19 protein-coding genes are annotated in these 17,274 nt (G+C 71.8%); 8 read left to right on the top strand and 11 right to left on the bottom strand.

What is annotated here, in order from left to right; genetic code table 11:
* The first annotated feature begins 38 nt into the window (after nucleotides 1-38).
* Both ACLJOU_RS00980 and ACLJOU_RS00975 read left to right on the top strand, forming a co-directional pair.
* Nucleotides 39-1,262: an NAD(P)/FAD-dependent oxidoreductase gene (locus ACLJOU_RS00980; RefSeq protein ID WP_410562068.1), complete on the top strand. Its 1,224-nt coding sequence runs from the start codon at nucleotides 39-41 to the stop codon at nucleotides 1,260-1,262.
* Between the two features lie 49 nt (nucleotides 1,263-1,311).
* Nucleotides 1,312-2,049 carry a Clp protease N-terminal domain-containing protein gene (locus ACLJOU_RS00975; protein ID WP_410562066.1) on the top strand — a complete coding sequence of 246 codons (738 nt, stop codon included), beginning with the start codon at nucleotides 1,312-1,314 and terminating at the stop codon, nucleotides 2,047-2,049.
* 96 nt (nucleotides 2,050-2,145) lie between these two features.
* Here ACLJOU_RS00975 and gndA read toward each other — a convergent pair whose 3' ends face one another.
* On the bottom strand, nucleotides 2,146-3,585 hold the full coding sequence (gene gndA / locus ACLJOU_RS00970) for an NADP-dependent phosphogluconate dehydrogenase (RefSeq protein WP_410562063.1): 1,440 nt from the start codon (nucleotides 3,583-3,585) through the stop codon (nucleotides 2,146-2,148).
* A gap of 85 nt (nucleotides 3,586-3,670) precedes the next feature.
* The gene (locus ACLJOU_RS00965) at nucleotides 3,671-4,591 is read right to left on the bottom strand and encodes an MBL fold metallo-hydrolase (protein WP_410562061.1); all 921 of its coding nucleotides are present in this window, start codon (nucleotides 4,589-4,591) and stop codon (nucleotides 3,671-3,673) included.
* A gap of 235 nt (nucleotides 4,592-4,826) precedes the next feature.
* On the opposite strand from ACLJOU_RS00965, the gene ACLJOU_RS00960 reads away from it, so the two are divergent.
* From ACLJOU_RS00960 to ACLJOU_RS00945, 4 genes are all read left to right on the top strand, one after another.
* The gene (locus tag ACLJOU_RS00960; RefSeq protein WP_013222333.1) at nucleotides 4,827-5,690 is read left to right on the top strand and encodes a helix-turn-helix domain-containing protein; all 864 of its coding nucleotides are present in this window, start codon (nucleotides 4,827-4,829) and stop codon (nucleotides 5,688-5,690) included.
* A 101-nt stretch (nucleotides 5,691-5,791) separates the two neighbouring features.
* Nucleotides 5,792-6,643, top strand: a complete 852-nt coding sequence (locus tag ACLJOU_RS00955; protein WP_410562059.1) for an SAM-dependent methyltransferase — start codon at nucleotides 5,792-5,794, stop codon at nucleotides 6,641-6,643.
* Nucleotides 6,615-7,463, top strand: a complete 849-nt coding sequence (locus tag ACLJOU_RS00950; protein WP_410562057.1) for an SAM-dependent methyltransferase — start codon at nucleotides 6,615-6,617, stop codon at nucleotides 7,461-7,463. The genes ACLJOU_RS00955 and ACLJOU_RS00950 overlap by 29 nt, the downstream gene beginning before the upstream one ends.
* Nucleotides 7,460-8,068: a class I SAM-dependent methyltransferase gene (locus ACLJOU_RS00945; protein ID WP_410562055.1), complete on the top strand. Its 609-nt coding sequence runs from the start codon at nucleotides 7,460-7,462 to the stop codon at nucleotides 8,066-8,068. Before ACLJOU_RS00950 ends, ACLJOU_RS00945 begins: the two co-directional genes overlap by 4 nt.
* Nucleotides 8,069-8,132: 64 nt before the next feature.
* On the opposite strand, the gene ACLJOU_RS00940 is transcribed toward ACLJOU_RS00945, so the two are convergent.
* Entirely contained in the window at nucleotides 8,133-8,387 is a 255-nt protein-coding gene (locus ACLJOU_RS00940) for a hypothetical protein (RefSeq protein ID WP_410562053.1), read from the bottom strand.
* Between the two features lie 427 nt (nucleotides 8,388-8,814).
* Here ACLJOU_RS00940 and ACLJOU_RS00935 point away from each other — a divergent pair, with 427 nt between their 5' ends.
* Nucleotides 8,815-9,069: a DUF397 domain-containing protein gene (locus ACLJOU_RS00935; RefSeq protein WP_410562050.1), complete on the top strand. Its 255-nt coding sequence runs from the start codon at nucleotides 8,815-8,817 to the stop codon at nucleotides 9,067-9,069.
* A 141-nt stretch (nucleotides 9,070-9,210) separates the two neighbouring features.
* Here ACLJOU_RS00935 and ACLJOU_RS00930 read toward each other — a convergent pair whose 3' ends face one another.
* From ACLJOU_RS00930 to ACLJOU_RS00910, 5 genes are all read right to left on the bottom strand, one after another.
* Nucleotides 9,211-9,756, bottom strand: a complete 546-nt coding sequence (locus ACLJOU_RS00930) for a hypothetical protein (RefSeq protein ID WP_410562048.1) — start codon at nucleotides 9,754-9,756, stop codon at nucleotides 9,211-9,213.
* The gene (locus tag ACLJOU_RS00925) at nucleotides 9,749-10,891 is read right to left on the bottom strand and encodes a hypothetical protein (RefSeq protein WP_410562047.1); all 1,143 of its coding nucleotides are present in this window, start codon (nucleotides 10,889-10,891) and stop codon (nucleotides 9,749-9,751) included. The genes ACLJOU_RS00930 and ACLJOU_RS00925 overlap by 8 nt, the downstream gene beginning before the upstream one ends.
* Nucleotides 10,892-10,902: 11 nt before the next feature.
* On the bottom strand, nucleotides 10,903-11,295 hold the full coding sequence (locus ACLJOU_RS00920; protein WP_410562046.1) for a FixH family protein: 393 nt from the start codon (nucleotides 11,293-11,295) through the stop codon (nucleotides 10,903-10,905).
* Nucleotides 11,292-12,689 (bottom strand): hypothetical protein, encoded by a 1,398-nt coding sequence (locus ACLJOU_RS00915; protein ID WP_410562044.1) that lies wholly within the window; start codon nucleotides 12,687-12,689, stop codon nucleotides 11,292-11,294. The genes ACLJOU_RS00920 and ACLJOU_RS00915 overlap by 4 nt, the downstream gene beginning before the upstream one ends.
* A 95-nt stretch (nucleotides 12,690-12,784) precedes the next feature.
* On the bottom strand, nucleotides 12,785-13,639 hold the full coding sequence (locus tag ACLJOU_RS00910) for an alpha/beta fold hydrolase (RefSeq protein ID WP_410562042.1): 855 nt from the start codon (nucleotides 13,637-13,639) through the stop codon (nucleotides 12,785-12,787).
* Between the two features lie 54 nt (nucleotides 13,640-13,693).
* Between ACLJOU_RS00910 and ACLJOU_RS00905 the strand changes: the two genes are divergently transcribed.
* Nucleotides 13,694-14,245, top strand: a complete 552-nt coding sequence (locus tag ACLJOU_RS00905; protein ID WP_410562040.1) for a CGNR zinc finger domain-containing protein — start codon at nucleotides 13,694-13,696, stop codon at nucleotides 14,243-14,245.
* 219 nt (nucleotides 14,246-14,464) lie between these two features.
* Here the strand turns inward: ACLJOU_RS00905 and ACLJOU_RS00900 are convergent, their stop codons facing one another.
* From ACLJOU_RS00900 to ACLJOU_RS00890, 3 genes are read right to left on the bottom strand one after another with little or no spacing between them, the layout of a single operon-like run.
* Nucleotides 14,465-15,331, bottom strand: a complete 867-nt coding sequence (locus ACLJOU_RS00900; RefSeq protein ID WP_410562039.1) for an oxygenase MpaB family protein — start codon at nucleotides 15,329-15,331, stop codon at nucleotides 14,465-14,467.
* Nucleotides 15,331-15,906, bottom strand: coding sequence for a TetR/AcrR family transcriptional regulator (locus ACLJOU_RS00895; RefSeq protein WP_410562037.1), 576 nt, complete (start codon nucleotides 15,904-15,906; stop codon nucleotides 15,331-15,333). The genes ACLJOU_RS00900 and ACLJOU_RS00895 overlap by 1 nt, the downstream gene beginning before the upstream one ends.
* Nucleotides 15,873-17,249, bottom strand: a complete 1,377-nt coding sequence (locus ACLJOU_RS00890) for an amidase (RefSeq protein ID WP_410562034.1) — start codon at nucleotides 17,247-17,249, stop codon at nucleotides 15,873-15,875. The genes ACLJOU_RS00895 and ACLJOU_RS00890 overlap by 34 nt, the downstream gene beginning before the upstream one ends.
* Between the last annotated feature and the right edge of the window lie 25 nt (nucleotides 17,250-17,274).

Here is a 17,274-nt window from a genome sequence, read left to right as displayed (position 1 = left end):
CCTCGACGGTTTGCGCCTTCTGTGATCGGATGGCGGCCATGGGTGCACAGAACACGGCTCTCGTCGTCGGGGCGGGGCAGAGCGGGTTCCAGGCCGTCGCGTCGCTGCGGGACCGCGGGTTCGCCGGCCGGGTCGTGTTGATCGGGGACGAGCCCGGCGTGCCGTACCAGCGGCCGCCGTTGTCGAAGGCCTACCTGGCCGGCACGGCCGGGCTGGAGCAGCTGCACTTGCGCGGCGAGGACTTCTTCGCCGAGAAGGACATCGAACTGCTTGCCGGGCGGGTCGCGAAGATCGACCGCGCGAACTCCCGCGTCCGCCTCGAAGACGGCACCGAGCTCGCCTACGACCACCTCGTCCTGGCCACCGGCGCGCGCAACCGGACGCTGCCCGTGCCCGGTGCCGAGCTGCCGGGCGTGCTGACCCTGCGGACCCGCGACGACGCCGACCGGCTGCGCGAGGCCCTTCCGGAGGCGCGGGACGTCGTCGTGGCCGGCGGCGGGTTCATCGGGCTGGAGTTCGCCTCGCACGCCGGTCGTCCGGTGACGATCGTCGAGGCGCAGGACCGGCTCCTCAACCGGGTCGCGACACCCGAGATTTCCGCCTACTTCGCCGCGTTGCACCGCGAAGCCGGGCACACGGTAGTGCTCGGCCAGGGTGTCACGGCGTTCCACGGCGACTCGCGGGTGCGCGAGGCCGAACTGTCCGACGGCCGGCGGCTGCCCGCCGACCTGGTCGTCGTGGCCGTCGGTGTCGTGCCGGAGACGACGTTGGCCGAGGGAGCCGGGCTGCCGGTGGACAACGGCGTGGTCGTCGACGAGCACCTGAGGACGGCCGACCCGCGGATCTTCGCGATCGGCGACTGCGCGAACTTCCCGTGCGTGCAGGCGGGCGCGGCGACCCGGCTGGAGTCCGTGCAGAACGCCGTCGACCAGGCCCGGTGCGTGGCCGCGGCGATCACCGGCACCGAAGAGCCGTACGCGAGCCTGCCGTGGTTCTGGACCGACCAGGCGGGCGCGAAACTGCAGATCGCCGGAATCCTTTCGGGGGCCGACCGGACGGTGGTCGCGGGTGACCAGGCAGCGGGCAAGTTCTCGGTGCTGTCGTTCCGCGACGACGTCCTCATCGCGGTCGAGTCGGTGAACAAGCCGGCCGACCACATCGCCGCGCGCCGCCTGTTCACCGCCGAGCCGAAGCCCGCGTACGCCGACCTCGAAGCCAGCGAATTCGACCTCAAGGCACACCTGAAGTCTCGCGCCGCCTGATCGTCAACTCATGGTTGACGGCAGAAGATCGTCAACCTACAGTTGACGCATGACCTTACCGACCAACATCAAGCTCGACGACCTCATCAGCGCGATCAAGAGCAACCACGAGACGGACGCACTGGCCCAGCTGACCGACGCGGTCTACGTGGGCCAGCACCTCGGCGAAGTGGCCGACCACCTGATCGGCCACTTCGTCGACCAGGCCCGCCGGTCCGGGGCGTCCTGGACCGAGATCGGCGCCAGCATGGGCGTCACGAAACAGGCCGCCCAGAAGCGGTTCGTGCCGAAGGTCGATCCCGGCGGCGACCCGAGCGGCGCCATCGAGCGCGTCTACGGCCGCTACACCGACCGGGCGCGGCACGTCGTCGTCGAGGCGCAGAAGGCGGCCGTCGACCACGCCAGCCCGGAGATCGACACCGTGCACATCGTGCTGGGCCTGCTGACCGAGCCCGCGGCACTGGCGGCCGGGGCGATCCTCGCCCAGGGCGTGCAGCTGGACGCCGTCCGCGAAGCCGCCGAAGCGCGGCTGCCCGAGCCGGTGGACCCGGTGCCGAACGTGGTCCCGTTCTCCGCGGCGGGCAAGAAGGCCCTCGAGCTGACCATGCGCGAAGGCCTGCGGCTGGGCCACAACTACATCGGCACCGAGCACATCCTGCTGGCCCTGCTGGAACAGGGCGAAGGCACCGGCTTCGAGGTGCTCGACGGCCTCGGCGTCAGGAAGGACAAGGCCGAGGCGAAGATCCTGGAGGTGCTGGCGGAGATCCTCGCCGCCCGGGGGCAGTGAGACTCCTCGTGGCCGCCGTGCTTCTCGCGGTGCTGCTGGTGACGCTGCTCTGACCGGGCGGGACCAGGGGGTCTTCCCGATCAGAGCAGCACCGGCTCAGGCGTCGGACTCCGGGCGGCCGTCGGCGGCCCAGGCCGTGTGGAACGAGCCTTCGCGGTCCACGCGGCGGTAGGTGTGGGCGCCGAAGAAGTCCCGCTGACCCTGCACCAGCGCGGCCGGCAGGCGGTCGGCGCGGAGGCCGTCGTAGTAGGCCAGCGCCGTCGAGAAGCCCGGCGTGGGGATGCCGAGCTTGACCGCGGTCGAGATCACCGAACGCCACGAGTCCTGCGCGTCCTCGACCGCCTTGCGGAAGCCGCCCGACGTCAGCAGCGTCGGCAGCTCCGGCTCGTCGGCGTAGGCCGCGGTGATGTCGTTGAGGAACTTCGCCCGGATGATGCAGCCGCCGCGCCAGATCGAGGCGACCTTGCCCAGGTCGATGTCCCAGCCGTACTCGGTCGCGCCGGCCTGGATCTGGTTGAAGCCCTGCGCGTACGCGACCACCTTCGACGCGTACAGGGCCTGCTCCACGTCGTCGGCGAAGCGCTCCAGCGCCGAGCCGGACAGCGGCGCGGCCGACGGACCGCCGAGCCCGCGGGCCGCCGCGCGCAGCGACTTCGACCCGGACAGCGAACGCGCGAAGACGGCTTCGGCGATGCCCGAGATCGGCACACCCAGGTCGAGGCCGATCTGCACGGTCCAGCGGCCGGTGCCCTTCTGCTCGGCGGCGTCCTCGACGACGTCGACGAACGGCTTGCCCGAAGAAGCGTCGACGTGCGCCAGCACCTCGGCGGTGATTTCGATCAGGTAGGAGTCGAGCCGCCCGGTGTTCCAGGTGCGGAACACGTCGGCGATCTCGGCGGGGGAGTAGCCGCCCGCGTGCCGGAGCAGGTCGAACGACTCCGCGATCAGCTGCATGTCGGCGTACTCGATGCCGTTGTGCACCATCTTGACGAAGTGGCCGGCACCGTCCGCGCCGATGTGCGTGCAGCACGGTTCGCCGTCGACCTTCGCCGAGATGTCCTCGAACAGCGGGCCGAGCGACTCGTACGACTCCTTCGAGCCGCCGGGCATGATGCTCGGCCCGTGCAGCGCGCCCTCCTCGCCGCCGGAGACGCCGCTGCCGACGAAGTGCAACCCGCGCTCGCGCAGCGCCTTCTCGCGGCGGCGCGTGTCGGCGAAGTGCGCGTTGCCGGCGTCGATGATGACGTCGCCCTCTTCGAGCAGCGGCGCGAACTCCTCGATGACGGCGTCCGTCGGGCCGCCCGCCTTGACCATGATCACGACCTGCCGGGGCCGCTCCAGCGCGTCGACGAACTCCTGCGCGGAGTACGCCGGGATGAAGTCGCCCTCGTCGCCGAACTGCTCCACCAGCGCGCGGGTCCGCTCCTCGGACCGGTTGTGCAGGGCCACCGTGTGCCCGTGCCGGGCCAGGTTGCGGGCCAGGTTGCGGCCCATGACCGCCAGGCCGGTGACCCCGATGCTCGCCTTCTTGCTCATCCGCATCCTTCCAACGACTCTCTCGATTCAGAGACTAGTCCGATCGAGCCACTAAGGGAGGCCACGGAGGAGGAGCTCACCTAGTTCAGGAGAAGCAGCGGATCGGGCCCTTGTTGTAGGCGAGCATGTCGGTGATCGCCGCGACCAGGTCGATGTCGGCGCCCCACTCGGCGCCGTCGAGCTCGGCGTACGCGCGGTGCAGGTTGCCCGGCAGCCGCTCCTGCTCGGAGAGCGCCGAGAACTCGCCCAGGTCCGTCTCCTTCGCCACCTCCAGCGGCGACAGCCCGGCGGCCTTCCCGCGCTCGGCCGTCCGCTGGACGAAGGCCAGGTATTCGTCCACTTTGTCCACCACGTCCAGCCCACAGGGACCGCCGTGGCCAGGCAAGATGACCTCGGGAGACAGCTCCCGGATCACGTCCAGCGCCTTGCGCCACCCCGCGACCGAACCCATCAGCGCGAACGGGCTGCCGCCGTGGAACACCAGGTCACCGGCGTAGAGCACGCGCTGCTGCGGCAGCCAGACCAGGACGTCGTTGGTCGTGTGGGCCGCGTGGCCGGGGTGGATCAGCTGGATCTCTACCTCGCCCGCGTACAGCGTGAGCCGGTCGTCGAAGACGATCTCGGGCGGCCGCGGTCGCAACTCGCCCCAGTCGTTGCCGACGAAGACGCCCTCGTAGGTCTGGATGCCCTCGGCGGCGATCAGCTCGCGGGTCCTGCGGTGGCCGATGACCGTAGCGCCCTCGACCAGGTAGTTGCCGTTGGTGTGGTCACCGTGGTGGTGGGTGTTGACCAGCGTGGTCACCGGGCGGCCGGTGGCGCCCTCGACCGCCGCGAGCAGGGCGCGCGTGCGGCGCTCGGTCGCGCAGGTGTCGATCAGCACGGTGTGGTCGCCGGCGTCGACCAGCCCGCAGTTGTTGATGTACCAGGAGCCGTCCGGCTGGACGTAGCCGTGGGCGTGGTCGGCCAGCCGGGTGACGGCGGCGGCGGAGGGGGAACGATCGGTCACGGCGTCACTATGCCCGAGACGGGGCTCCGCCGGTTGGCGGAATAATTCCGAATTTCACTGGTCCAGCCGAGTGATAGCGCAGGTGACTGGCGTTCCGCGACGTTTCCTGGAACGCTGCGCGATGTCATCATCGAGATCCGCAAGGTGAAGCACTAGCCTGGGTGGGTTCGATAGTTCGCGTGCGACGGCGGCCGGTGGCCGCCGTTGCTTGGTAGTGGTCCGGGAGAGCAGGGCGATGGCCAGCACCGTCACCTCGCGCCGGAAGCAGCTCGGGAACGAGCTCCGGCATGCCCGCACCGCGGCGCGGATGACACAGCAGCAGGTCGCCGAGGTTCTCGGCTGCACCCAGGGCAAGGTCAACAAGATCGAGTCCGGTGCCGTCGGGGTGAAGCTCGGGGATGTGCGATCCATGCTGAACGCGTTCGGGATCAACGGCGAAGAAGCCGACACGCTGATGAACCTGGCGCGGGCCGCCGCCGGGCAACGCGGCCACTGGTCCGGCTACCGGTCGGTGGTACCGCACTGGTTTCGCACCTTCACCGACCTGGAGCCCGCGGCCGCGGAGATCCTCACCTGGCACGGTGAGCGCATCCCGGGGCCGCTGCAGTCCGAGCACTACATGCTCAAGCAGTTCACCGAGGCCGGCGCGACGGACGTGACGTCGCTGGTCCGCAACCGCCTCGACCGCAAGGCGGTGTTCGAGCAGCAGCAGCCGCCGTACTACCGGTTCATCATCAGCGAAGGCGCGCTGCGCCGGGCACCCGGCGGGTACGCGCCCGCGGTGATGCTCGACCAGGTCGAGCACCTGCTCTCGCTCGAGAAGCACCCGCGGGTCTACGTGCACGTACTGCCGTTCGGCGCGCGGCTGGCCGCGGTGCCCAACGATTTCACGATCATGCGGTTCCCGGACCGCACGCGGGACTTCGTCTACATCGAGCACTCGGCGGGCGGTCTCTACCTCGACGACGTCAAGGACTTCAACATCTTCGTCGACTCGTGGGACAGGCTGCGCGGAGCCGCCCTGGAGCGCCAGGAGACCCGGCAGTTCCTGAAGGAGCTCGCGGAGGGTTACCGCGCGCAGATGCAGCAGCTCCAATAGGGCGAATGGCCGCGTGAACTGTCCCGGCCGGTGAACAACTTTCGGTAGAGTCACTCCACTACGCCCGAATCCACCGGAAGTTGCCGCTCGAAGGGGACGTCGTGGACCCCGACTTCCTGCCCGATGTCATCGATCTGGACCGCCCGAACGTGGCGCGCATCTACGACTGGGCGCTGGGCGGCACCGCGAACTGGGCGATCGACCGGCAGTACGGCGAGCAGGCGCTCAAAGTGTTCCCGCTGGCGAAGACCCTGGCCCGCGCCAACCGCGACTTCCTCGGCCGGGCCGTCCGCTACTGCCTCGCCGAAGGCATCACGCAGTTCCTCGACCTCGGCTCCGGCATCCCGACCGCGGGCAACGTGCACGAGGTCGCCGACGACTACGCCGACGACAGCCGGTGCGTCTACGTCGACTGCGAGCCCGTCGCGGTCGCGCACGGGCGGATGCTGCTCGAAGAGGCGGGCGACCCCGAGCGGCACGCCGTGCTGCACGCCGACCTGCGGGACGCCGGCGAGGTGTGGGACGCCGCGCTGGCCACCGGCGTGCTCGACCCGGACCGGCCGATCTGCCTGCTCACCGTGGCGGTGCTGCACTTCCTGCCGGACGCCACCGGCGTCCGCGAAGCCATCCGCGACTACCGGACCCTCCTGGCGCCCGGTTCGGCGTACGTCCTTTCGCACGCGACCGAGTCCGGCGTCGAAGGCGAAGAGCTGGAGCAGATCCGGCGGCTCGTGAAGCTCTCGGAAAGCTCCAACTCGCCCGCGGTCTCCCGGTCTCTCGCCGAGATCGCCGCGTTCTTCGGTACCTTCGACGTCGTCGAGCCCGGGATCGTGCCTGTGGGAGAGTGGCGCCCCGAGCCCGGCGCCGCCACGGTCCCCCTCGCGAGCGTGGTCGGCGGTGTCGGCCGCAAGCCTGGAGGACGCAATGACGACGCAGGACCCCGAAGCCCCTGAAGGCGTGGACCTGGACCGGCCGAACGCGGCGCGCATCTACGACTGGTTCCTCGGCGGCGACGCCAACTGGGCCATCGACCGCCAGTTCGGCGAGCAGGCGGTCAAGACCTTCCCGATGATCAAGACCGTCGCGCGCGCCGGCCGCGACTTCCTCGGCCGCGGCGTCCGCTACCTGGCGCGCAACGGCGTCGACCAGTTCCTCGACCTCGGCTCCGGCGTCCCGACGGTCGGCAACGTCCACGAAGTCGCGACGGCGGTGAACCCGGACGCCCGGTGCGTGTACGTCGACAACGAACCGGTGGCCGTCGCCCACTCGCAGATCCTGCTGGAACGGGAAGGCGTCGCGGGGCGGCACGCGGTGCTGCAGGGCGACCTGCGCGACCCGGCCGACATCTGGAAGCGCGCGCTCGACACCGGCGTCCTCGACCCGAACCGCCCGATCGGCCTGATCATGGTGGGTGTCCTGTACTTCCTCGGCGCCGACGAGCCGGTGGCCCAGACCATCCGGAAGTACCTGTCGCTGCTGCCGTCCGGCTCGTACTTCCTGTCCTCGCACCTGACCAGCGACGGCCTGCAGGAGATGGCCGACGCGGACAGCCGCGAGACGATCATGAAGCAGTACAACCGGTCCAGCACGCCGATCCACCTGCGCACGCGGGCGGAGTTCACGTCGTTCTTCGAGGGGCTGGAACTCGTCGAGCCGGGCATCGTCTACCTGCCGGAGTGGCACCCCGAAGAAATCGAGTCCAAGGCGACGAAGAAGCTCGCGAACGACCCGTCGTTCGTCGGCCACCTCTGCGGCCTGGGCCGCAAGCCGTGACCGCCGCCGCCTACGACGCGATCGCCGTCCAGTACGCCGAATTCGCCGCCGAGGCCTGGGACAAGCACCCGCTGGAACGGGCGGTGTGGACGGCGTTCGCGGATTCCGTGCGCGGCCGCGGCCCGGTCGCCGACCTCGGCTGCGGGCCCGGGCACCTGACGGCGCACCTGCGGTCCCTCGGCCTCGACAGCTTCGGCGTCGACCTGTCCCCGGCGATGATCGCCCTCGCCCGGGCCGCGCACCCGGACCTGCGGTTCGAAGTGGGCTCGATGGCCGCGCTGGACCTGCCGGACGCGTCGCTCGCCGGGATCCTGTCGTGGTACTCGCTGATCCACACGCCGCCGGCGGAAATTCCGGGCTGCTTCGCCGAATTCGCCCGAACGTCGGCGTCCGGCGGTCACGTTCTGTTGGGGTGCTTCGAATCCGGCGGCGGCCCGCTGGTGCCGTTCGACCACAAGGTGACGACGGCCTACAGCTGGCCGCTGGACGAACTGGCCGGGCTCGCCGCCGCGGCGGGGTTCACCGAAGTGGGGCGCATGTATCGCGAGCCGGGCGCCGGGGAACGCCCGATGCGGCACGGCTGCCTGCTGCTGCGGAAACCGTAGCCCGGCAGGGCAAGAGCCCCGGTTCCGCAGGAAACCGGGGCTCTTTCGCGGTGGTACGACAGGTTCAGGCGCGCGAGCCGATGCGACCGCGCATCAGCGGCGCCAGGTCGATCGAAGCTTCCAGCGGGCGGGTGGTGCGGACCCCGTCGGCGTGGCGCCGCAGCGGGAGGTCCTGGTCCGTCGCCCACGTCGTCGTCTTGCGCAGCGGCGCCTGGATCAGGCTGAAGCCGAAGCGGTTCCGCAGCTCGTCGCCGATGCCCCGGCGGCCACGGTGGGCTTCGTCTTCGCGGCGGAAGAGCGAGTTCACCCGGACGGCCATTCGTCTACACCCCCTGCTCTCGTCGCGGTGACCGGACGGGTTCGCCGCCGGTCGCGTGCGTGCGGATCAGCCGGTGGTGGCCGTGGCGGCTGCCCGTCCGGAAGACGGGAGGCCGGTCCTCGACGATCACGCTGATCATCCCCCATGAGGTCGTGCGGCTCGGTTTGTCAACACCGGTTCCGGTCACTCCGGCACTTCGGCCCGCGCCGACGACCGTCTGCCGCGGGCAGGGAGTCGTTCACCGACACCAGCGCCCCGGCCGATGCGATTAATCCTACTCCTGGAATAATCTTCATGTCGAGGCCGGAACTAGTTGATCACCCGCTTGGCCCTGTGCGTTGGGCCATTGAGACACTGAGTAGCCGGGAGCAGGTGCCATCGGACCAGTTCGCGGCCGCGACCCCATCAATCCTCGGAGGTACGACCCATGGCGGATTATCCGTCGTTCGCGGATTACGATCCGAACACGGCCGTGACCCTGTTCGAAGAGGCCGCCTGGGAGAAGTCGTTCGCCAGTGAGCCCAACGGCGGCAACTGCGTGGAGGTCAACCTGGGCCGGGACGGCCTGATCGGCGTCCGCGACACCAAGCTCGCGACCAGCCCCGTCTTCGTGTTCGACACCGCCGAGTGGGAAGCGTTCCTGGTCGCCGTCAAGGCCGGGCAGTTCGACCTGCCCGCCTGATCCCCGTCCCGCGCCCGGTCGTGCCGCGGAAGCGCCGTGCCCCGGAAAGCGAATGGCGAAGGCCTCCTTCCCCGTCCTCTGTGGTGAAGGAGGCCTTCGCGACGGCCCGAGTACGTCCGGGTGCCGAATGTGAGGGGAATCTCACCCGGTTGCCGGAAGCTCGCCCCCGCGCAACCGGCCGCGGGTCCGGCGCCAGGCCACCACGACGAGCACCACGAGCCCGATCAGCGGCAGCGTGCTGATCGCCCAGCTCACGGCCATCGGCGGCCCCGGCTGCGGTAGGACCGGCAGGGCGCGCAGCTCGCCGGTGCCGGAGCCGGCGGGGCCGTTGACGGTGAAGCGGAACGTCCAGTCCCCGGCCCGGGGCATCGACCGGACGTCCAGGCCCCAGACCTCGCGCTTGCGCGGGTGCCGCACCAGCGGCTGGGCCCGCCGTTGCGCGCCGTCGGGGCCGAACATGGCGAGCGTGCCGGTCTTGTCGCCGATGCCGCCGTCGGGGATGAAGGTGAAGTCCAGCGACTGCATGGCTTTCAGCGGCCACGTGCTGAACCCGATGGTCAGCCCGTACGGCCCGGCCTGCACCCGCTCGGTGTGCACGATGTTGACCGGCTCGTAGGCGTTCGCCGGCGCCGCCGTCCCGAACAGCAGCCCGGCCACGGCGGCCAGGGCCAAGAGCGTCTTACGCATCAGCGGTTTCCCCCTTCTTCGCGGGCGCCAGCAGGCAGAGCATCCCGCCGAACCGCCAGCCGGCGAACCCGCCGAGCAGTCCGAGCAGGCCGCTGAGCACGGCCGTCGTCGCCAGGTACCAAGCCGGCGGCACGTGCGCGCCGGTGTAGAGCAGCGCCCGCTGCAGCGGCAGGCTGAGGCCGATCAGCAGCCCGGCGAGCCCGCCGACGACCACCGAAACGCGGCCCGCGCGCCACCCGCGGCGCCGGGCGGCCAGGTACCCCAGCTCCATCAGCGCGGCCACCGGGAGCAGGGCCATCGGCGTCAGCGACGGCATCGCCGGCACACCGGCGACCGCGTCGCGCAGCGGCAGGCCGACCAGGTCGGCGTAGGCCCTCGCCGCCCACGGCGAGAACCACCAGAACACCGCCTGCACCGCCGCGACCAGCGCGGCGGTACCGACCGCCCCGCCCGGGCGGCGCAGGAACCCGGCCCCGACGGCGACCAGCAGCACCGCCATCATCGACGTCCCGACCGCCACGGCGTCGGCGTAGTCGTCCGGCACCTGCTGCAGCCCGAGCGCCAGCACCGGCCCGAAGGTGAGCAGCACGGTCAGCGACGCCAGCGTCCCGAGCCGGCCCCAGCGGTGCTCGCGCGCCGCGGCGAACACCGCGGTCGTGCCGATCAGCGACACCGTGACCGACAGCAGCAGCCCGATGTGCGGCGGTGAGTCGATGACCGCGTCGAAGCCGTACAGCCCGTGCCACCACTGGTCCCACAGCCCGTAGAGCAGGAACATCGCGGCGCCGACGCCGGAGACCAGGTAGCCGAGCGGGGCCGCGAAGGTCCGGCCGAACACGTTGACCACGCGCCCGCCGACCCGCGGGTCGACCGGCCGTCCCGCGCGCCGCGCCGCCGTCGTCAGCAGCACGACGGCGAGGCTCGCCAGGCCGACGACCGCGCTGCCCGCGTACAGGAACAGGTGCGGCAGCGTGAAGAACGTGTCCGGCCCGACGTCGTCGTGCCACTGGATGTCCCAGGTCAGCCCGACCAGCGACAGCAGCGAACCGCCGAGCACGACGTTCGCCGGCAGCAACCCCGTGCGCGCCTGTTTCGCGACCGACGTGGTGCGCACGCCGGATGCGGTGAGGTCCATTCCCCCTCCTCCTACTTGACCAACAACGGAAAGACGACCTGCGCGGGCCCGCCGGGGCCGCGCAGTGACACGGTGATCTCCCACTGCCCGGCCATCGGCAGGGCGACGTCCGCGGCGCGGAAGCGGCCGGGCCCGTCCGGCCCGGCGGGCACCGGCGTGAGCGCGTGCCCCATCTGGGCCATGACCGGGGCGACCGTGACGGCTTCGGGCGCGGGCCCGGTCACCGCGACGGCGAACGTGTTGCCGCCGATGCGGGGCCGGTCCGCGGAGAACTGGACGGTGTACGGCCCGGAAACCGCCTGCTGCGTCGAGGGTTTCGCGGTGCCGCCGCCCCACAGCAGCCACGCGGCGCCGGCCGCGACGACCAGGGCGACCACGGCGATCAGCAACGTCGGGCGGTTCACCGGCCGGCTCCGGTCGTCGGGACGTCGACCACGGCGGGGACGGTGAGCACCCGATAGCCGCGTTCGGCCTGCAGCCAGATCCGGTACCGGCCCGGCGCGGCGAAGGTGTAGGTGAAGCCGACGGCCGGGCCGTAGGCGGCGACCGTCTCATCCGGACGGTCGAGCCGGCCCGCGACGGGCGGGAGCATCGCGTGGACGTGCGCCCACGTCGGTGCCTTCGCGGCGCTTTCGCCGACCGGCCCGGTGATCGGCCCGGCGATGATCAGATGGCCCAGCATGCCCAGCCACGGCTGGAGGTCGGCGGTGCGGAAGTGCGCGGTGATCGTCGACGGCGAGCCCGGGGTGATGGTCAGGTCCACCGGGGTGCCGTCGATCGTCCGCGGCCCGGCGCCGGCGGGCTCGGGTGCCGGCGCGGCGGTGCCGTGCAGGTCCACAGTGGACCGGGCCAGCTGGACCCCGCCGCCGCGCCGGGCGAGTTCCGCGGCGACGGCGTACGTGCCCGGCTCCGGGTCGGCCAGGTGCACCCGGTAGTCCCCCGGCCCGACGCGCACCGGGTGCAGGTGGCTCAGCCGGCCGGACGGCGAGACCAGCACCAGGTGCACCAGGGCGTTGTCGTGGACCAGCAGGTCGTCGACCGGGCGGCCGGTGGCGCCGTCGGTGAAGCCCAGCGCCAGGCCGTCGGTTGCCGGGCGGACCGCGAGGTTCACCGGCGGCCGCGAGTAATCCACTGTGGACAGCGGAGCGCTTCCGTACGGGTCGGTGACGTTGTCGAACGTCGGATCCAGTTGGCTGCCGGGCGCCGGTGGCGGGGGAGTGCTCGCCGACAGCAGTGCGCCGGTGACGGCGACGGCGATCGCCGCGACCGCACCACCCGCCGGGACCAGCGCGAACGCCGTCCGCTTGGCCCGGACCCCCACGACGAGGGCGATGAGCAGGAAGGCGCCCGCGGCGACGAACCCGCCGTAGGTCGCCCGCTCCCACGGCGGGACCACCCGCGCGGGCACGACGAACGGGATCGTCGCCGGTGCGCCGGTGCCGTCGCTCAGCGAGAGTTCCCACGGTCCCGGTTTGTCGACTTGGAGATTTCCCGCGTAGACCCCGGGTGCGGCGCCGAGGACCACGTCGGTGCGCGAACTCGGGACGCCGCCGGCGGCGACGGCCAAGTGCAGCGTGCCGGGCGCGGTGCCCTGGTGCGTCACGACGTCGACCCGCAGCGGCGACGGTGTCGTGTCCACGCGGCGGATGATCACGGTGAGCTCGCGCGCGCCGAGCGTCTGGGCGATCTGGATGTCGGTGCCGCTCGGTGCGCCGTCGGCGTGGGCGGTCCCGCCGCCGGCCGCGATCCCCAGTGCGACCAGCAGCATCAGCAGTGCCGCTTTCGGTTTGCTCCCCATTGTGGGCCGAACCTAACCGGTGCGGCCGGTGGCGGGCGTCACGGCGGCGAGGGAATTCCGGTCCCCAGTTCGGGGGACCGGAACCCCCGGGAGACTCAGGGATCGAGGAACTTCCCCAGGTGGGCGACCACTTCGCCGGGCTGCTCTTCGGGGAGGAAGTGGCCGCACTCGGCGAGGGCTACGCCGGTGACGTCGTCGGCGTACTCCCGCCAGATCTCGAGGGTGGGGAGCGTGCCGAGCAGGCCGTTCGCGCCCCAGAGGGCGAGCAGGGGCCGGGTGAGCCGCTTTCCGGCCGCGAAGTCGGCGTCGTCGAGTTCGGCGTCGTCCGGGAAGGAGGCGCGGTAGTCGTCGAAGCCGGCCCGGAGTGCGCCGGGCTGGGAGAAGGCGCGGACGTACTCGGCCTGCGCCTCGGCGTCGAGCGCGTGGCGCTGGTGGGTCCAGCGTTCGAAGAAGTAGCCGAGGTAGGCGGCGATGTCCCGGCCGGCCAGCAGTTCCGGCAGGTCGGGCTGGAGGTGGAAGAGCCAGTGCCAGTACGCCTTGGCGATGCCGGTGTCCATGCGCTGCCACATCGCGCGGGTGGGGGCGATGTCCAGCACGGCCAGGCGGTCGACCTGGTCCGGGCGGTCGAGGGCCCAGCGGTGGGCGACGCGGCCGCCGCGGTCGTGCCCGGCGACGGCGGTCTTCGCGAAGCCCAGGTGGTCGGCCAGTGCGGCGATGTCGGCGGCCATCGTGCGCTTGTCGTAGCCGTTCTTCGGTTTGTCGCTGCGGCCGTAGCCGCGCAGGTCGGGGGCGATCACGGTGTGCGTCTCGGCGAGCGGGGCGAGGACCTTGCGCCAGCAGTGCGACGTCTGCGGCCAGCCGTGCAGCAGGAACAGCGGCGGGCCGTCGCCGGCGCGGAGGTAGTGCAGGCGGATGCCGTTCACGGTGGCCATGTTCTCTAACCGGTTCATAGGGTTAGACGGTAGCGCTGCTTCTAACTGTCTTCAAGGGTTAGAATGACGAACATGGAGTGGGTCTTCGATGGCGGACGGCCGTGCCTCGACCTCGTCAACACGCTGCGCAGCCGGCACGACGAGGGAGTGGAGCTGCTGACGGGGCCGGACGCGCTGGCCGAGTGGCTTTCGCTGGCGGGGTTCACGACGGGCCCGGTGCCGGTGACGGCGGGGAACGTGCTGGCGGCGAAGGCGCTGCGGGAGGCGATCGACCGCGTGCTGCTGCCGCCGGAGGAGCTGTCGAAGATGGACGTCGACCTGGTCAACAACGCGGCCGCCTCGGCACCGGCGCCCCCGCCGCGGCTCGCGCTGGCGGACGGCGTGCTGCGGCGCGAGGTCCCGGCCCCGAAGGACCCGGTGGCGGCGGCGTTCGCGGCCCTGGCGGCGGACGCGATCGACCTGGCCACGAGCGACGCCGAGGTCCGCATCTGCGCGGCGGACGACTGCGGCCTCCGGTTCTGCGACGCCTCACCGCGGCGAAACCGCCAATGGTGCTCGATGTCCCGGTGCGGCAACCGCGCCAAGGCCCGCGCCCACTACGCCCGAACCCTCACCCGAGACTGACCCACCACCCGTGTCGACCCCCCAATCACCCGTGTCGACCCTCCAGTCACGCGTGTCGACCCTCCAGTCACGCGTGTCGACCCCCCAATCACACGTGATGACCCTCCAGTCACGCGAGATCCGCCTTCAGCCACGCGAGATCCGCTTCCAATCACGCGAGATGCCCCTCTGATCACGCGAGATGCCTCTCCAATCACGCGTGCGACCCCGCGAACTCGCTCAGGGGCTCGGCTTCGCGCCCGGGCCGTCGCCGCGGGTCAAAGCCCGGTACACCTTCGGGTGCGCGCGGAACCACACGTTGAGCCTTCCGACCCAGCGCATCGGGGCCGTCCGCAGCGCCGCCGGGATCGGTGTGCTCACCCATCTCACGCAAGTCGCGAACCGATCGAACTTCCGCTGGTCCGCGTCCGTCCACTCCAGACCCAGCGACTCCCGCAACGACGGCGGCAACGTGGCCCGCACCAAGAACATCTGCCCCCGGCCGAACCCCCGCCACCACGCATCCGGCAGCCACCGCCCCGGTTTCGCCACCGTCCGGATCGTCTCGAACAACGTCCCGATCGCCTGGTTCGGCCCGAAACCGGCCACCATCTCGGCGTAATACCGCTCGAACGCCGCCCAATCCCGCGGCAGATCCCGCTCCCGGACTCCGAGCAGACGCCCGACGTCGCACATCTGCGCGTAGTACTCCGCGAGCTCCACTTCGGACAACGGCACACCGAAAAACCGTTGCGCGTCAACCGGAGCCTTCACCAGCGTCGCGTGCACCCACGCGTACGCCGCCGGATCCAGGGCGCTGTAACGGCGTCCGTCCGCCACCCCCGTGAACGTCCGGTGCAGGGACCACAGCCGCGCCGCTTCCACCTGGGCTCCCGCCGCGCCGCCGTACACGTAGATCGACAGCGATCCCACCGTCCGCAGCAAGCGCGTCCACGGGTCCGACGTGTAGTCCGAATGGTCCCGCACGCCCGCCGCGACGACCGGGTGCGCCACCTGCAGCACCAGGACCTGCTCGGCCAGCAGCGCGTCGCGGAAGTCGCCGAAGTACTTCCACGCCGCCGTTCCGCGGACGATCGGGCGGGCCATCAAGCTCCGCGGATCAGCATCATCAACGGCTCGGCCACCGGCGTGTCCGTCTCGCCCGTCGCCAGCCGGCGCAGCTGCAGGCCGGCGATCAGCGCCACCACCGGTCCCGCCAGCCGCTGCGGGTCCGGGACGCCCAACGCGGTCAGGATCGTCACCGCCAGCTCGTCGTACGCCGCGAAGCAGCGGGACGAAGCTTCGTGCAGCTCCGGGTCGCGGGCGGACTGGAGGTACAGCTCGTGCGCGCCCAGCTCGTCGGCGCCGAACGGCAGCTGCGCGATCACGTGCTCCACGACCGACGCGGCCTGCTCCACGCTCAGCCCCGCCGCCCGGTAGCCGTCGACGATCGCGCCGAGCTTCGCCGTCTCCTCCTCGACGAACAGCAGCATCGCCTCGCGCAGCAACGCCGTCTGGCTCGGGAAGTGGTACGTCAGCGTGCCCAGCGAGACGCCGGCGGCGGCGACGATCCGGCGGTTGGTCAGCCCGCCCACGCCGTGCTCGCCGACGACGGTCAGCGCGCCGCGCAGGATGGCCTCCCGGGTGCTCACCAGCTTGCCGCGGGATGCCGCTCCGGCCACCGTTCGACCTCTTCCAGTTGCGCGGCAAGGGAAATCAGCCGCTCCTCGGCGTGCGACGGGCCGAGCAGCTGCGCCCCCAGCGGCAGTCCCTGCGCCGTCTGCCCGGCCGGGACGTTGACCCCCGGCCAGCCCAGCACGTTCCACGGCCAAGCGTACGGGCAGGCGGCGATCATGGCCTGGTCGGTCTCCCAGCCGGACAGCCCGTCGAACGTGCCGACCGGCGGCGGCGGGGTCGCGGTGGTCGGGGTCAGCAGGACGTCGACGCGGCCGAACACCGAGCCGATCCGCCGGTGCAGGCCCGGCTCCAGCGCGCGGGCCAGCCGCAGCGCCGGCCCGGCGAGCAGGCGGCCGTGGCCGGCGTTGCTGCGCGTGCGCGGGTCGAGCCCGGCCCGGTCGGGCACCCGCAGCGTCCAGTCGCGGACGCCGGTGAGCGACCGCGGCAGGAACGTCAGCCCGATCAGCCCGTAGTCCGGTTCGACCTCGACGATCTCGTGGCCCAGCCCGGCCAGCGACTCGGCGAGCCGCCGCACGTTCGCCTCGACGACCGGGTCGAGCCGGGTCCGGGTGGCGGTGAACGGGATCCGGGTGGACAGGCCGATCCGCAGCTTTCCCGGCTCGCGCGCGGCGGCCGCCCGGAACACACCGGACGCCCCCGCGGCCGCGTCGAGCAGGAGGGCGGCGTCGGTGACCGTGCGGGCCAGCGGGCCGAGCACGGTGAGGCCGTGGAACAGCTCGCCCTCGGTCGGGATCCGGCCGCGCTGGGGCTTGATGCCGACGAGCCCGGTCCACGCGGCCGGGATGCGCACCGAACCGGCGCCGTCGGACCCGAGCGCGGCCGCGATGACCCCCGACGCCACCGCGGCCGCGCTCCCGCCCGAAGAACCCCCGGGGGTGTGGCCGGGGTGCCACGGGTTGCGCGTCACGCCGAAGGCCGGGCCTTCGGTGAACGGCCACTGGCCCAGCTCGGGGGTGTTCGTCTTGCCGATGATCACCGCACCGGCCTCGCGCAGCAGCGCGACGGCGGGTGCGTCGGCCGTCGCGCACGGGAACTCGCCGGAGCAGCCGAACGCCGTGGGGAGGCCGGTGAGGTCGACGTCGTCCTTGATCGCGATCGGCACGCCGAGCAGCGGCGCGCGGTCGCCGGCGGCCAGGCGCCGGTCCGCTTCCGCGGCTTCGCCGAGGGCCGCGTCGTCGCGCAGGGAGCGGAAGGCGTTGAGCGTCGGCTGGCTCGCGTGCGCACGGCCGAGCGCGGCCGCGGTGAGCGCCGCGGAGGTGACCTCACCCGCGGCGAGCTGCGCGGCCTGCGCGGCGAGACCGGTGAAGTCCAGGCTCATGGCGGTCATGGCACCTCGCGGAGTTCTCGTTCGT

Source organism: Amycolatopsis sp. cmx-4-61 (assembly GCF_046548775.1).
GTDB lineage: Bacteria > Actinomycetota > Actinomycetes > Mycobacteriales > Pseudonocardiaceae > Amycolatopsis.
Note: the sequence above shows the minus strand (reverse complement) of the source record. Positions and strands in the feature narration are given on the sequence as shown.